Below are 12,678 nucleotides of genomic sequence, written 5' to 3'. Positions count from 1 at the left end.
CCGAGCAATCTTCACATCACACCATCTCGAGCACAGAAAAACAAGCCCATCGTGTGCCATCGTGCAGACGTCTAAGGCCCCGACGAGACGGGGTCACAGAGCAAAGAGTCCGGGCACACAAATGGCGCGGAAGCCGAAGCCGCCGCGCCATCCATAAAACCTACGCTTCGATGATGACCGGAACGATCATCGGCCGGCGACGGTGCTGAGTGTTGACCCAACGCCCCACCGTGCGACGAACCACCTGAGCGAACGCATGAGTATCGCGCGTGCCATTCTCGGCAGCATCCGTCAGCGCCTTCACCACCTGTGGAAGCACAGCGTCAAACACACCCTCGTCTTCTGCGAAGCCACGAGACTGGATCTCGGGCCCCACGATGACCTTGCCTGTTTGCGGGTCGACTGCAACGAAAATGGAGATGAAACCCTCTTCGGCAAGGATGCGGCGATCCTTGAGGTCAGCCTCCGTGATCTCGCCAACGCTTGAGCCATCAACGTAAACAAAACCGACATCAAGCTGACCAACAACAGCCGCGTGGCCGTCCTTCAGGTCAATGACCGTGCCATCTTCGGCAATGATCGTGTTTTCGGCGGGCACGCCTGACTGAATAGCGAGGTTCGCATTTGCGACCAAGTGGCGGTACTCACCGTGAACTGGCAGCACGTTCTTGGGGCGCAAAATGTTGTAGCAGTAGAGCAACTCGCCCGCGGCAGCGTGACCTGAGACGTGCACCTTGGCGTTCGCCTTGTGCACGACGTTGGCACCCAACTTCGTAAGCCCATTGATGACGCGGTAGACCGCGTTCTCGTTGCCGGGGATGAGGCTCGACGCGAGGATGACAGTGTCGCCCTTACCGACCTCAATCTGGTGTTCCATGTTGGCCATGCGCGCCAGAACAGCCATTGGCTCACCCTGGCTGCCGGTGGACATGTACACGAGCTGGTTGTCGGGGTAGTTGACGGCTTTCTTGGCGTCTAACAGAACCCCGTCGGGCACCTTGAGGAACCCCAGGTCTGACGCGATGCCCATGTTGCGCACCATCGAACGCCCCATCAGGACTACCTTGCGGTTGTTAGCGATCGCGGCATCCAGAACCTGCTGAACTCGGTGCACGTGGCTCGAGAAGCTCGCGACGATTACGCGTCGAGGAGCCTTAGCAATGACCGCTTCGAGCACAGGGCCGATGTCACGCTCGTTGGGGGTGAAGCCGGGAACGTCTGCGTTGGTCGAGTCGGAAAGGAACAGGTCGATTCCTGCTTCGCCAAGACGCGCAAACGCACGAAGATCGGTGATGCGGTTGTCGAGCGGCAACTGGTCCATCTTGAAGTCACCCGTGTGCAAGACAGTTCCAGCCACGGTCGTGATGGCGACAGCGAGTGCATCCGGGATCGAGTGGTTCACGGCCACGAACTCGAGGTCGAAGGGACCGATCTTCTCTTTCTGGCCCTCGGTGACGTTGAGCGTGTATGGCTTGATGCGGTGCTCTTTGAGCTTCGCCTCGATCAACGCGAGCGTGAGAGTCGATCCGATCAGCGGGATGTCTTGGCGCAAGCGCAAGAGATAAGGAACAGCACCGATGTGATCCTCGTGGCCGTGCGTGAGCACAATGCCGAGGATGTCGTCGAGACGATCACGAATCGAGCTGAAGTCAGGAAGAATCAGGTCGACTCCGGGCTGGTGCTCCTCGGGGAACAACACGCCACAGTCGACGATGAGGATCTTGCCGTCAATTTCGAACGTGGTCATGTTGCGACCGATTTCGCCAAGACCACCGATCGGGGTGACACGGAGCGTTCCCGACTCAAGCGCGGGCGGATCAAAAATAGAAACTGGCATTCAGTACCTTGCAGATAGATGTGTGGGGCCGTCAGCCCCCGTGCGAAAAATGTGGGCCATGCCCGTGGCAGAGCCTACCCCGCGTGGGCGAACCTAGCGGGTCGCCCCGGCAATTTTGGGCAAGGCTCCCCCAGCCGCAGCGTTGCGGTCAGGGCGAAAGTTGGACAGATCGAGCCCCTCGATACCCGAGACGAGAGCCAACTCGTCTTCGATACGGGCTGCCTCAGCGTCTTCGGGACCGACGAGCGGCAAGCGCACGCGCGGGCTCGAAATTCGCCCAAGGCCGTGAAGGATGTACTTGGCAGCAACCGTGCCAGGAACGTGGGTCATCGCCGCACGCACGAGTGGCTCGAGAGCTTGGTGGGCGGCCGTTGCCGTTGCAAGGTCCCCCGCATTGACGGCATCCACCATCACACGGTACGGCGCTGGCGCGATATTAGCGGTGACTCCGATGAGCCCAGAAGCACCAATCGACATGTGAGGCAGAGCGTTCGAGTCGTCGCCAGAAAAGTAGAGGAGGTCAGTCTGGTTGAGCACACGGCTCACCTCGCTGAAGTCACCCTTCGCATCTTTGACAGCAAGGATGTTGGGGTGCTTGGCGGCGCGAAGGATGGTTTCGTACGTGATCGGGATGCCGGTGCGACCAGGAATGTCGTACATGATCACGGGCAGGTCGGTCGCGTCCGCGATCATGCGGAAGTGGGTGAGGACTCCCGCCTGCGTTGGCTTGTTGTAGTACGGCGTGACGATCATGACGCCATCAGCGCCCGCCTTCTCGCTCGCTTTGTAGAGCTCGATCGCGTGGGCGGTCTCGTTTGAGCCACCGCCCGTGATGATCTTTGCTCGGCCGGCAGATACCGACTTCGCGACCTCTACGAGTTTGATCTTCTCGGGGTCAGTGAGCGTGCTCGTCTCGCCCGTGGTGCCGGTGACAACAATGCCGTCAGCTCCAGAACTAATCACGCTATCGATGTGCTTCTCTACATCGGCCCAATCGACTTCACCCTCAGAGGTGAAGGGCGTAATGAGCGCAACAAGGACTTGGCCGAAGGGATTCTCTTTACTCACCCCTCTAGGCTACCGCTGCTGAGGCTCTTGGTTCTCGTAACGCAAAAATCGGTAGCGAAGATCGGTGGATGATGTGTGCCAGCCGTCGACCGGATCGGTGGCGGCGAGCATCCACGTGTCACCGATTTTGGGTGCCACAGTGTCACCATCAAAGGTCGCCGCTATCTCGGTGACTTCTACCCGACTAGCGTGACTGAGAACTGCTGCAAAGATTTCCGCTCCGCCAATGACCCACACGGTGTCGGGTTGCTCAGCTTCGCCCTGTTCAGTGGATGCCGCGGCAAGTTCAATCGCTGCCTCGATACTGTGCGCGACTTCGGCTCCGCTCGCGGCCCACGCTTTTTGACGAGTGACAACGATATTGCGTCGCCCTGGCAGTGGGCGAAATCGTGGATTCAGGGAGTCCCACGTCTTGCGCCCCATGATGACGGGGCTGCCGAGGGTGAGTTCTTTGAAGTGTGTGAGGTCTTCGGGCAAATGCCACGGCATCGAGCCGTCGTGGCCGATTATCCCACCGGCGGATTGCGCCCAGATCAGAGCGACAGGTGAGCGGCGCGCGGTGCCGCTCACACTGCAACCGGAGCTTTGATGGCCGGGTGGTGCTCGTAGCCGACAATCTCGAAGTCTTCAAAGTTGTAGTCGAAGATGCTCGCTGGCTTCGCAGTGATCGCCAGCTGCGGTGCCGCAAACGGTTCGCGAGAAAGTTGTTCGGTCACTTGCTCAACGTGGTTGTCGTAGATGTGGCAGTCGCCGCCCGTCCAGACGAAGTCACCGACCTCGAGGCCGGTCTGCTCTGCTACGAGGTGAGTGAGCAGCGCGTAGCTCGCAATGTTGAAGGGCACGCCCAAGAACAGGTCAGCACTGCGCTGATAGAGCTGGCAAGACAGCTTGCCGTCTGCGACATAAAACTGGAAGAACGCGTGACACGGCGCGAGAGCCATCTTCGGGATGTCTGCAGGATTCCAGGCCGTCACGATCAGACGCCGTGAATCGGGGTTGGTCTTGATCTGCTCGAGGACCTCGGAGATCTGGTCGATTTGCTCACCAGACGGTGTTGGCCAGGAGCGCCACTGAACGCCGTAGACAGGGCCAAGCTCGCCGTCGGCATCCGCCCATTCATTCCAAATGCTGACACCGTTGTCGCGCAACCACGACACGTTGCTTTCGCCGCGCAAGAACCACAAGAGTTCGTAGGCGATCGACTTGAAATGCACCCGTTTGGTCGTGATGAGGGGAAATCCCTCGGCGAGGTTGAACCGTAGCTGGCGCCCGAACACACTGCGGGTGCCTGTGCCGGTGCGGTCGCCCTTAGCTACGCCGTTCGCAAGCGTGTCGCGCAGCAGGTCTTCATATGGGGTTGCGATCGTGGATGCCATCGAACCAATAGTACTGAGTGCACAGCCGGAAACACCACGATTCGACCGAGCCACTCACGGCACCGATTTCACACGGCTTTCTCATGCGCGCTGCATAGCCAGCGCATAGTGTTGAGGTCGACGAAAGGACAGCAATGCCTGTTACGAGCGAAGCAACAACTCTCTGGTTCGGCGACCTCTTCAGCGGCAAAGGAACCACGTCAATGGATTCCTCTGACGCCGCAGAATTCCCGGTTACCTGGGCCGCACGATCCGAAGGTCAAGAAGCAACAACGAACCCCGAAGAGCTTTTGGGCGCTGCCCACTCTGCCTGCTTCGCCATGGCGTTCTCCAACGGTTTAGCCGAAAATGGCACGCCCGCCGAAAGCCTGCAAGTCACCGCCGCGGTCACCTTCGACCCCGCCGAGGGCATCACCGGCAGCCACTTGCTCGTGAGCGCCAAAGTGGCAGACCTCAGCGATGACGACTTTCAGCGCCTAGCGACAGAAGCCAAGGAAGGCTGCCCCGTTTCGCGAGCGCTGACCGGCATCCCGATCACTCTCGAAGCGAGCTTGGCCTAAAATGAGCGGGCCCGCTCCCCATCCCACAATTTCTCGAGTCTTGGTTGCTGGCGCGACTGGCTACATCGGAACAGAGCTGGTAGCCCAACTCACCGCCGCGGGATTCGAAGTTATGCAGCTTGTGCGTCGAGAACCGACTGCCGAGGGCGAATACCAGTGGGATCCACGATCGGGCACGGTGGACGAATGGGCCATCGAACGCGCAGACGCGGTCATTAATCTCGCTGGTGCACCAACGGGCAAACTTCCCTGGACGCCCAGCTATAAGCGCGAGATTCTGCGGTCGCGCGTGGATGGCACCCGCGCGCTTGCCGAGGCGATTCGACGAGCGTCGAATCCGCCATCCGTGTTTCTCAGCGGGTCGGCTGTCGGCTACTTCGGCAGCCGCCCCGGCGAAGTGCTCACCGATGAGTCGAGCAAGGGAACAGGATTTCTCAGTGATGTCGTCTACGCGTGGGAGCAAGCAGCGCGACTAACACCGAGCACCACACGGCTCGTCATGTTCCGCACCGGAATTGTGGTCGGCCGGGGCGGAGCATTCACTCCCCTCAACCTGTTGACACGGTTCGGAGTCGGAAGTCGTCTCGGTAGCGGCGCTCAATATTGGCCGTGGATCAGCCTGCACGATGAAGCTGCAGCAATTATCCATCTCCTGCGCAGTGATTTTGCCGGTGCTGTTTCGCTTGTGGGGCCCACCCCGGCAACAGCTAAAACTGTCACAAAAACTCTGGCCCGCATAATGAAACGGCCACACTGGTTTGTCGTGCCGAGCTTTGCCTTCCGGATGCTGGGTGACGCAGGAAAGGACCTCATTTTGGTCGATGAGAACGTGCAATCGACCACTCTCGCCAAGACAGGGTTCGAGTTCACCCACACCACGATCGAACAAGCGATCGACGCTTTCGTCGAGTAGCGGCTAATTGCGAGCTGTTAGCTGGAGTCAGGGAGCGAAGCGCAACTAGGGATGTGCGCTAGGCAGCCGGCGTCGGCTTGACTCGCGAGAGCGCGATCGCCCGCCGCGTCGCCCAACGAGCCCGCTTGCGGTCGCCGCTAGCGTCATAGGCTAGCCCCAAGCGCAGCCAGGCACGCCATGATTCTGGTGCAGCCTCGGCCTCGGTGCGATAGCGGTCGAAAGCGCGATCTGCCGTCACGGGATCGGGGCGGCCACTCGGCAAGAGCTCGACAACCTCGTCCGGCAGCGCACCTTCCTCCTCGAGAGTGGTGAGCAGGCGCTCGGCCCGGAAGATGAAAAATAGTTCTGCGGCGAGTGCCCAAAACCCGATCAGCGGAAGCACGAGCAGAGCCCAGCCCATGACGTTGGCAATGGGTTGATCGATGCGGATGAGCACGATCGAATAGTTGATCACGAAGATCATGTAGAGCGCGAGAAGCGCCACCATGACCAGTGCGGCTATGCGTGTTTTCATGCGGAGGGTTCGCCCGATGCTGGTGAGAGGTCTATGAGTTGGTCGAGACCAACCGTCACGCCGGTAGCGCTGACCACGGCACGGAGTCCCAACAGGATGCCGGCCTCGTAGGAATCTTGCGACATTGTGCGGTGGTCGATGGTGAGCGCTTCGCCGGGACCACCGAAAATGACCTGCTGGTGCGCGATCACTCCCGTCATTCGCAGGCTGTGCACGGGAATGCCAGCCACTTGCTCGCCCCGGGCGCGCTGATCGACGTGCGGTGCCAACGCCGGGCCACGCTCTGAGCGAGCATCCGCCATGAGCTCGGCGGTGCGCACTGCGGTGCCCGACGGAGAATCGACCTTGGCGGCGTGATGGCTCTCGATGATTTCGATCGAGTCGAAGTAGCGAGCGGCGGCGGTTGCAAAGGACGTCGCGAGGGCCGAGCCGACAGAAAAGTTGGGGATGATGACGACGCCAATCTCGGGAGTCTCCGTCAACGTCGAGCGCAAGCCCTGAACGCGGTCCTCGCTCCAGCCCGACGTGCCGACAAGAACGCTCTTGCCGTTGCTGATCGCGAAATCGACGACCGAGGGTGAGACACTCGGCTGTGTGACATCCACCACGATGTCTGCGGCCAGCATCTCGCTGAGTTCAGACCGTGAGTTGAGGGCGGCGACGAGCGAGAAGTCAGCAGCAGCCTCCACGACGCCACTAATATATTTGCCCATGCGACCGGTTGCGCCGACTACCGCTACTTTCGTTGTCATTGTTCAAATCTACCAATCCTGAGCAGCGTCGCCGACTACTCCCCCACGACGCCGCGAGTACGCTGGTGCTGTGCCACAGTTTCGATCCCTTCCCGTGACGGATGCCCTTGCCCACGAACTTCTGACGGAATACTTCAGCTACCGCGCTGAGACCTTTCCGACGCCCTCTGGCTATGTCACGACGTTCCCCACACCGGAACAGTTCACGGAGCCGCAGGGGGTATTCCTCGTGATCGAAGCCGATCCCGGGCTCGGCGCTGATCTCGAACCCGATGTTGGCCCCGGCGCCGCAGCAGAAGCATCGACCGTCGGAGCGCAGCCGCGCGCCACCGCACTCGGGTGTGGTGGCATCCGCCAGCTTGAACCTAGTCGCTTCGAAGTGAAGCACCTCTGGGTGCGACCGGAGGGTCGCGGTGCAGGTCTTGGCCGCCAGCTTCTCAGCGAACTCGAACGACGAGCGCGCGAATGGGGCGCCACGGAACTCGTGCTCGACACGAACGAAAGTCTCGCCGCTGCTGGCGGTCTCTACCGTTCGAGCGGCTTTGAGCCGTGTGAGCCTTACAACGACAATTCGAACGCCACGACGTGGTACCTCAAGACACTGCGCTAATCACGGCGCCCGATGTCGCTGCCGTTCTTGACGCAGAGCTATCTAGCAGAACGGTCTAGTAGGGCTGTTCGGTGGGCAGCCCGGTGCGAAGCTCAGCCGGCAAGTGCCCCAGGTCGTTGTGGGTCACGAGCACGGGTGGCTTGGCGCTGCGGACTCGGATGATCGTCAAACCGCAATTGGCTTGGTTGAGCCCGAGCCAGCGCCACTGGTCGCCACCGAGAACTTCGCGCACAAACCACGAAATTACGAAATTGTGGGTAATCAGCAGGTCGTGACGATCTTCGCGTGCCGGAGTCAGAAACTCGTTGACCGCGTCTTCCATCTGTGCCTGCCCGGCATCGATCTCTTCATCCGTAACGGAACCGAAGAAGGGCTCAAAGGCGGCGGGCATATCGTGAGTCGGGCCGCTGGGGATGCAGTCCATGAGCAGCGTTGTTGGCTGAGACTCGAGAGCGGGCATCCGTTCGGTCATAATCGCTGCAGTTTCTTCTGCACGCTGGAGAGGCGAATGGAACGCTCGAGTAAAGGGAACACCACTCAGGCGTTCCGAAATTGCCTGGGCCTGCCGAACTCCTTTGCCCGACAGCGGGCCATCGGGTAGTCCGTGTTCTGCGTCCTGCTGTTCTCCGTGACGTACGAGATACAGGTAATGCGCCATCATCATTCCTTTGCTGTTCTAACTCTGGGCGACGTTGCCGAGAGCAAGCCCTGAGAACATCTCTTCGTTGACGGCCCCGACCGCTGCAATAGAGAGGGGGCGCGACGAGAGTTCTTGGGCAAGTTCCTGAATGTCTTCGGCAGTGACTGCCGAGATGCGGGCAATGGAGGCGTCGAGGTCGACGAACTCACCGAGAGTAAGCTCGCTGCGCCCGAGACGTGACATGCGGGAATCGGAGTCTTCGAGCGCGAGCGCTGACCCTCCCCGCAGTTGGCCAATCGCCCGGCTGATCTCTTCGTCGGTGACGTGGGCGGTGCCGAGCTTATGAAACTCTTCGAGCATCAGCTCGGTGACCTGAGTGACTTTCTCTGGCGAGCATCCGGCGTAGATGCCGAACACGCCTGCATCGGAGTAGCTCGGCGAGAACGAGTAGACAGAGTAGGCAAGCCCGCGCTTCTCGCGCACCTCTTGGAAGAGTCGCGATGACATACCGCTGCCCAAAATGGAGTTCAACACCGTGAGCGTCGCGCGACGGCTATCGGTTGCGGAGAGCCCTTCGACGCCGGCAATGATATTGGCCTGCTCGATCGGGCGATGGGTGACATGCAGTCGTTGACCCGGCGTGAGCACTGGAAAATGCGCGCTAGCAGAAAGGTCGCGACGCGCGACCGGAGCCGCTTCTACCGAGAGATCCCACCCTGCCGCCACGAGGCACGACGAGATAGCCACCACGAGCTCATCGTGGTCGACAGCCCCCGCCACCGTGATCACGAGGTCTTGTGGGCGATAGTTCGCTTGGTAGTGATCCCAGACAGCATCGCGCGAGATCGCATTGATGGTGTCGGGGTTTCCCCCAATCGGACGACCAAGAGGATGCGCGCCAAAGACAGCCTCGAAGTAGCGCTCGCTAGCGACATCTGTGGGGTCGTCGTCGGCCATCGCTAGTTCTTCAAGGATGACGCCGCGCTCGTTAGCGAACTCAGTGGGATCGATGAGGCTCGAGGTGAGCATGTCGCCGATAACTTCGATCGCCATCGGAAGGTCAATGTCTTGCACCTTGGCGTAGTAACAGGTGTATTCCTTGGCGGTCATCGCATTGTGCTCGCCGCCGACAGCATCGAAGCTCACGGCAATATCAAGGGCTGACCGCGAAGCAGTGCCTTTGAACAGGAGGTGCTCAAGGAAGTGAGTGGCTCCGAATGTCTCCGGATGCTCGTCGCGGGAGCCCGCGGCAACCCAGTAGCCCACGGTTGCGCTGCGCGCTCCGGGTACTTGTTCGCTCAAAATGCGCACACCGCTCGGCAAAACAGTTCTACGAACGAGACTGTCGCCTGTTGCGGTGAACGACAGTTCGGGAAGGTCAAGAGGAAGAATTACAGCGTCGCTCATCACCACTGAGCCTACGTCATTAGTTGGTACTGCGAGTTGGTGCGTCACATTCTGTCGAATTCCGTCCCCCATATTGGGGTAAAAAAAAGGGGACAGACAGACTTGTCTGTATGTCCTCATATGCTAATGTTCTTTGTAGGCACCCGAAGCCAACAACCCATCATCCGGACCCGAACCGGTTGATGTAAACCACACAACCCGGACCCGAATTCAGGTTGTGAAAACAAACCGCATCGCTTGGACCCGAATCTAGCGATGCACATAGTGGGGACAGTTCCTGATCCGAACCTCCACGGAAGGAGTGCGCTGCGATGGTATTTGAGACACCAGAGACCGCGCAGCGCGCTCCGGCCAAAGGCCGCATCCTTGAGACGGCCAACACACTCTTCTACCAAGACGGCATTCTGAACGTCGGTGTAGACCGCATCATCGCCCAGTCGAGCGTGACCAAGGCAACCTTCTATAAGCACTACCGCTCAAAAGACAACCTCATCCTTGAGTACGTCAAGAGCCGCCGAGCCGCCGTAGAAGCCGAAGTTCAGTCGATTATCGACAACGCCGCTTCCCCCCACGATGCCGTTCTTGGCCTCTTGGAATCGGTCGCCGCAGAACTCACTAAGCCTGACTTCCGCGGATGCCCGTTCCTCAACGTTGTCGCAGAGTTCCCCGACCCGACGCACTCGGTTCGCCTACTCATCTCTGATCACCGCGACTGGTACAACGAGTCGCTCTACGACCTCATGCGCGCCGCAGAACATCCCTTTGCAGGCGACGCTGCTGACGAGCTCATGCTCGCTAAAGATGGCGCCCTTGCCGGCGGTTACGCTGGCGACACGATTGCTGCAGGCGCAGCAATGGCTCGCGTGATCAAGCGCGTTCTCGACGAAGCGGTCAAGGTCTAGCGACCCACCCGCGTGCCCGTTGATGCACGCTCACTGCTGAATCGAAGCAGTAGCTAGATACGCGATCAATGCCAGAACACGCCTGCTACGAGCGCGCGTTAGAAGCTAGAGACGCGATCCAACTCGGCTGACTGGTGCCGTGTCAATTGCACGCGTGCCGCAGCGATGAGCTCGGGGACCTGTTCTGCACGGCTAGCACTCACCACGGGCGCTACAACTCCAGGCTTGTTCAACAGCCACGCCAACGCGATGGTCGCCACGCTCTCATCTTGTTCTTCGGCGACTCCATCAAGCGCATTCAAAATCTTGATGCCGCGGCGGCGCAAGTACTGCGCCGCATCGTGACCCCGTGAGTTGAGCGCCAGATCGGCACGCTGGCGGTATTTGCCGCTCAAGAAGCCGCTCGCGAGCGCAAACCGAGGCATGACGCCAAGCCCCTGAATGGCGGCCACGTGGGCGAGCCCTGTTTCGTACTCGCTACGGTGAAGAAGGTTGTAGTGCGCTTGCACCGCCACCATGGGAGCAACCCCCATCTGGCCACACGCAATGCGCGCCTGAATGAGGCGGTTGCCCGTGTGATCGGAACCGCCGAAATAGCGCACCTTGCCTTCGCCAATGAGTTCATCGACGGCGAGCAGAGTCTCGTCGAAGTCGACGCTCTCGTCATCGACGTGCAGATACAAAAGATCGATGTGGGATGTCCCTAACCGCGCAAGCGAGGCATCCACTGAGCGCTTGATCGCGTCCGCTTCCATGCCTGGATTGTCACGGCTCTTTCCGACCTTCGTCGCCACCACAATTTGATCGCGGTTGCGACGGACGCGCATCCACTTTCCGATCATGAGCTCGCTCCGGCCAGAAGCATACGAGTCTGCGGTGTCGATGAAGTTGCCTCCACCGTCGGCAAAAGCATTGAGGATCGAGGCTGTTGCAGCATCATCCGCTGTCCAACCGAAGATGTTCCCGCTGAGAGCTATGGGGAAAACACGGAGGTCCGATGACCCAATTACCCTGGTCGAGAAATGCTGCCCGGTTCTTGGACGCGCGCGAGTGGAACCCGTCAGTGATTGCGTCGGGTGCACTTGCGTCATAACGGCCTCCCACAAGGCTTTTGGTAAGAATATGTCGCCGTCGGAGTGAATGGAGAGAGGACAGACAGATCGTTATTAGTCCGTGTCGAAATCCGTCATTTTCGGGTCACACACCGCTCGAAAGTGTCGTCCAAGCATCATTCTCGTCATACTGGCCACAGCGCCGTTTTTGCAATCGAGAGGACCGTTACCGTGAATGACCCCAACTGGAAACTACCCGAAGTGCCCACCTTCGCACTCGAGAGCCCCGACTTCGAAGAGGGCGACATGCTCCCGCAGTGGGCTCGCTCCGGAATCGCGAACGCCGGCGGCGAAGACCGTTCCCCCACGTTGCACTGGCACGGCTTCCCGTCGGGCACGAAAAGCTTCGCGTTGACAGTCTTCGACCCCGACGCCCCCACCGGCAGCGGCTGGTGGCACTGGGCCGCCTACAACATCCCGGCCTCCGTCGAATCGTTGCCACAAGACGCCGGCAACCCGGATGCCCAGCTCATGCCCAACGGCGCAATCACTCTTCCCAACGAGCTGCGGCTCACCTCTTTTCAGGGAGCAGCCCCACCCGCCGGTCATGGACCGCACCGCTACGTCTTCACCGTGAGTGCGCTCAACGTCGAACGCCTGGACGTTGCTGAAGGAAGCACTCCCGCCATGCTCGGGTTCGCATTGCGTGACCATGTCGTCGCCCGCGCACAGCTGATTGGCATCTCGAGCACTAGCGAATAGCTCGCGCACGAAGCGCGCAGCAGACAGCGCAGGCAGGTCACACATCCCGTATCGGGAATACGGGCAATCGGGAGAGCGCGGGAGTCTTTGACTTAGGTGTTGCGGCGGTAGTAATGCGGAACGCGTTCGTAGCCTCGGTTGCGCATCTTCGCAACAACCACGCTGACGACCACGACGATTACAACAATGCCGAGGGCCACCCACAAATACCATGCGGTCTCTAGCCAAATGAGCATGTCGCTCATGAAGGCATCAAGAGGTGTAGTGATTCGGGTCACAACCACA

The 12,678-nt window shown here is 60.0% G+C and carries 15 protein-coding genes; 5 read left to right on the top strand and 10 right to left on the bottom strand.

The window, feature by feature from the left end; translation table 11 throughout:
• Nucleotides 1–160 precede the first annotated feature (160 nt).
• The 4 genes from I6E56_RS14495 to I6E56_RS14480 all read right to left on the bottom strand — a co-directional run bounded on the left by I6E56_RS14495 (nt 161) and on the right by I6E56_RS14480 (nt 4,281).
• Complete coding sequence (locus I6E56_RS14495) at nt 161–1,837, bottom strand: ribonuclease J (protein ID WP_197139227.1); 1,677 nt, start codon at nt 1,835–1,837, stop codon at nt 161–163.
• Nucleotides 1,838–1,930: 93 nt separating this feature from the next.
• A complete protein-coding gene (gene dapA / locus I6E56_RS14490) occupies nt 1,931–2,905 on the bottom strand; it encodes a 4-hydroxy-tetrahydrodipicolinate synthase (protein WP_197139226.1) in 975 nt (324 codons plus the stop codon).
• 9 nt (nt 2,906–2,914) lie between these two features.
• Nucleotides 2,915–3,475, bottom strand: a complete 561-nt coding sequence (locus tag I6E56_RS14485) for a dihydrofolate reductase (RefSeq protein WP_197139225.1) — start codon at nt 3,473–3,475, stop codon at nt 2,915–2,917.
• Nucleotides 3,472–4,281 carry a thymidylate synthase gene (locus I6E56_RS14480; protein ID WP_197139224.1) on the bottom strand — a complete coding sequence of 270 codons (810 nt, stop codon included), beginning with the start codon at nt 4,279–4,281 and terminating at the stop codon, nt 3,472–3,474. The genes I6E56_RS14485 and I6E56_RS14480 overlap by 4 nt, the downstream gene beginning before the upstream one ends.
• Before the next feature lie 134 nt (nt 4,282–4,415).
• On the opposite strand from I6E56_RS14480, the gene I6E56_RS14475 reads away from it, so the two are divergent.
• Together I6E56_RS14475 and I6E56_RS14470 are read left to right on the top strand one after the other, a co-directional pair.
• Nucleotides 4,416–4,841 (top strand): OsmC family peroxiredoxin, encoded by a 426-nt coding sequence (locus I6E56_RS14475; RefSeq protein ID WP_197139223.1) that lies wholly within the window; start codon nt 4,416–4,418, stop codon nt 4,839–4,841.
• A 1-nt stretch (nt 4,842) separates the two neighbouring features.
• On the top strand, nt 4,843–5,754 hold the full coding sequence (locus tag I6E56_RS14470) for a TIGR01777 family oxidoreductase (RefSeq protein WP_197139222.1): 912 nt from the start codon (nt 4,843–4,845) through the stop codon (nt 5,752–5,754).
• A gap of 58 nt (nt 5,755–5,812) precedes the next feature.
• Here I6E56_RS14470 and I6E56_RS14465 read toward each other — a convergent pair whose 3' ends face one another.
• Together I6E56_RS14465 and dapB are read right to left on the bottom strand one after the other, a co-directional pair.
• Nucleotides 5,813–6,268 carry a hypothetical protein gene (locus tag I6E56_RS14465; protein ID WP_197139221.1) on the bottom strand — a complete coding sequence of 152 codons (456 nt, stop codon included), beginning with the start codon at nt 6,266–6,268 and terminating at the stop codon, nt 5,813–5,815.
• The gene (dapB, locus tag I6E56_RS14460; protein WP_197139220.1) at nt 6,265–7,020 is read right to left on the bottom strand and encodes a 4-hydroxy-tetrahydrodipicolinate reductase; all 756 of its coding nucleotides are present in this window, start codon (nt 7,018–7,020) and stop codon (nt 6,265–6,267) included. Before dapB ends, I6E56_RS14465 begins: the two co-directional genes overlap by 4 nt.
• Before the next feature lie 70 nt (nt 7,021–7,090).
• On the opposite strand from dapB, the gene I6E56_RS14455 reads away from it, so the two are divergent.
• Nucleotides 7,091–7,630, top strand: a complete 540-nt coding sequence (locus I6E56_RS14455; protein ID WP_197139219.1) for a GNAT family N-acetyltransferase — start codon at nt 7,091–7,093, stop codon at nt 7,628–7,630.
• Nucleotides 7,631–7,685: 55 nt separating this feature from the next.
• Here the strand turns inward: I6E56_RS14455 and I6E56_RS14450 are convergent, their stop codons facing one another.
• Complete coding sequence (locus I6E56_RS14450; RefSeq protein WP_197126633.1) at nt 7,686–8,288, bottom strand: histidine phosphatase family protein; 603 nt, start codon at nt 8,286–8,288, stop codon at nt 7,686–7,688.
• A gap of 18 nt (nt 8,289–8,306) precedes the next feature.
• Nucleotides 8,307–9,677, bottom strand: a complete 1,371-nt coding sequence (locus tag I6E56_RS14445) for a pitrilysin family protein (protein WP_197139218.1) — start codon at nt 9,675–9,677, stop codon at nt 8,307–8,309.
• 311 nt (nt 9,678–9,988) lie between these two features.
• On the opposite strand from I6E56_RS14445, the gene I6E56_RS14440 reads away from it, so the two are divergent.
• Nucleotides 9,989–10,579: a TetR/AcrR family transcriptional regulator gene (locus I6E56_RS14440; protein ID WP_197139217.1), complete on the top strand. Its 591-nt coding sequence runs from the start codon at nt 9,989–9,991 to the stop codon at nt 10,577–10,579.
• Nucleotides 10,580–10,677: 98 nt separating this feature from the next.
• Here the strand turns inward: I6E56_RS14440 and I6E56_RS14435 are convergent, their stop codons facing one another.
• The gene (locus tag I6E56_RS14435; protein WP_197139216.1) at nt 10,678–11,670 is read right to left on the bottom strand and encodes an aldo/keto reductase; all 993 of its coding nucleotides are present in this window, start codon (nt 11,668–11,670) and stop codon (nt 10,678–10,680) included.
• 192 nt (nt 11,671–11,862) lie between these two features.
• Between I6E56_RS14435 and I6E56_RS14430 the strand changes: the two genes are divergently transcribed.
• Complete coding sequence (locus I6E56_RS14430) at nt 11,863–12,393, top strand: YbhB/YbcL family Raf kinase inhibitor-like protein (protein WP_197139215.1); 531 nt, start codon at nt 11,863–11,865, stop codon at nt 12,391–12,393.
• A gap of 92 nt (nt 12,394–12,485) precedes the next feature.
• On the opposite strand, the gene I6E56_RS14425 is transcribed toward I6E56_RS14430, so the two are convergent.
• Nucleotides 12,486–12,671 (bottom strand): hypothetical protein, encoded by a 186-nt coding sequence (locus tag I6E56_RS14425; RefSeq protein WP_197126704.1) that lies wholly within the window; start codon nt 12,669–12,671, stop codon nt 12,486–12,488.
• Nucleotides 12,672–12,678: the final 7 nt, after the last annotated feature.

It is taken from the genome of Salinibacterium sp. NK8237, from assembly GCF_015864955.1.
GTDB lineage: Bacteria > Actinomycetota > Actinomycetes > Actinomycetales > Microbacteriaceae > Rhodoglobus.
This window is presented reverse-complemented; position numbering and strand designations above follow the sequence as displayed.

Excerpts from the sequence above, each read along its gene's own strand:
- I6E56_RS14475 (WP_197139223.1), top strand. The coding sequence starts at position 4,416 with ATGCCTGTTACGAGCGAAGCAACAACTCTCTGGTTCGGCGACCTCTTC.
- I6E56_RS14480 (WP_197139224.1), bottom strand. The coding sequence starts at position 4,281 with ATGGCATCCACGATCGCAACCCCATATGAAGACCTGCTGCGCGACACG.
- I6E56_RS14440 (WP_197139217.1), top strand. The coding sequence starts at position 9,989 with ATGGTATTTGAGACACCAGAGACCGCGCAGCGCGCTCCGGCCAAAGGC.
- dapB (WP_197139220.1), bottom strand. The coding sequence starts at position 7,020 with ATGACAACGAAAGTAGCGGTAGTCGGCGCAACCGGTCGCATGGGCAAA.
- I6E56_RS14495 (WP_197139227.1), bottom strand. The coding sequence starts at position 1,837 with ATGCCAGTTTCTATTTTTGATCCGCCCGCGCTTGAGTCGGGAACGCTC.
- I6E56_RS14445 (WP_197139218.1), bottom strand. The coding sequence starts at position 9,677 with ATGAGCGACGCTGTAATTCTTCCTCTTGACCTTCCCGAACTGTCGTTC.
- I6E56_RS14465 (WP_197139221.1), bottom strand. The coding sequence starts at position 6,268 with ATGAAAACACGCATAGCCGCACTGGTCATGGTGGCGCTTCTCGCGCTC.
- I6E56_RS14470 (WP_197139222.1), top strand. The coding sequence starts at position 4,843 with ATGAGCGGGCCCGCTCCCCATCCCACAATTTCTCGAGTCTTGGTTGCT.
- I6E56_RS14450 (WP_197126633.1), bottom strand. The coding sequence starts at position 8,288 with ATGGCGCATTACCTGTATCTCGTACGTCACGGAGAACAGCAGGACGCA.
- I6E56_RS14435 (WP_197139216.1), bottom strand. The coding sequence starts at position 11,670 with ATGACGCAAGTGCACCCGACGCAATCACTGACGGGTTCCACTCGCGCG.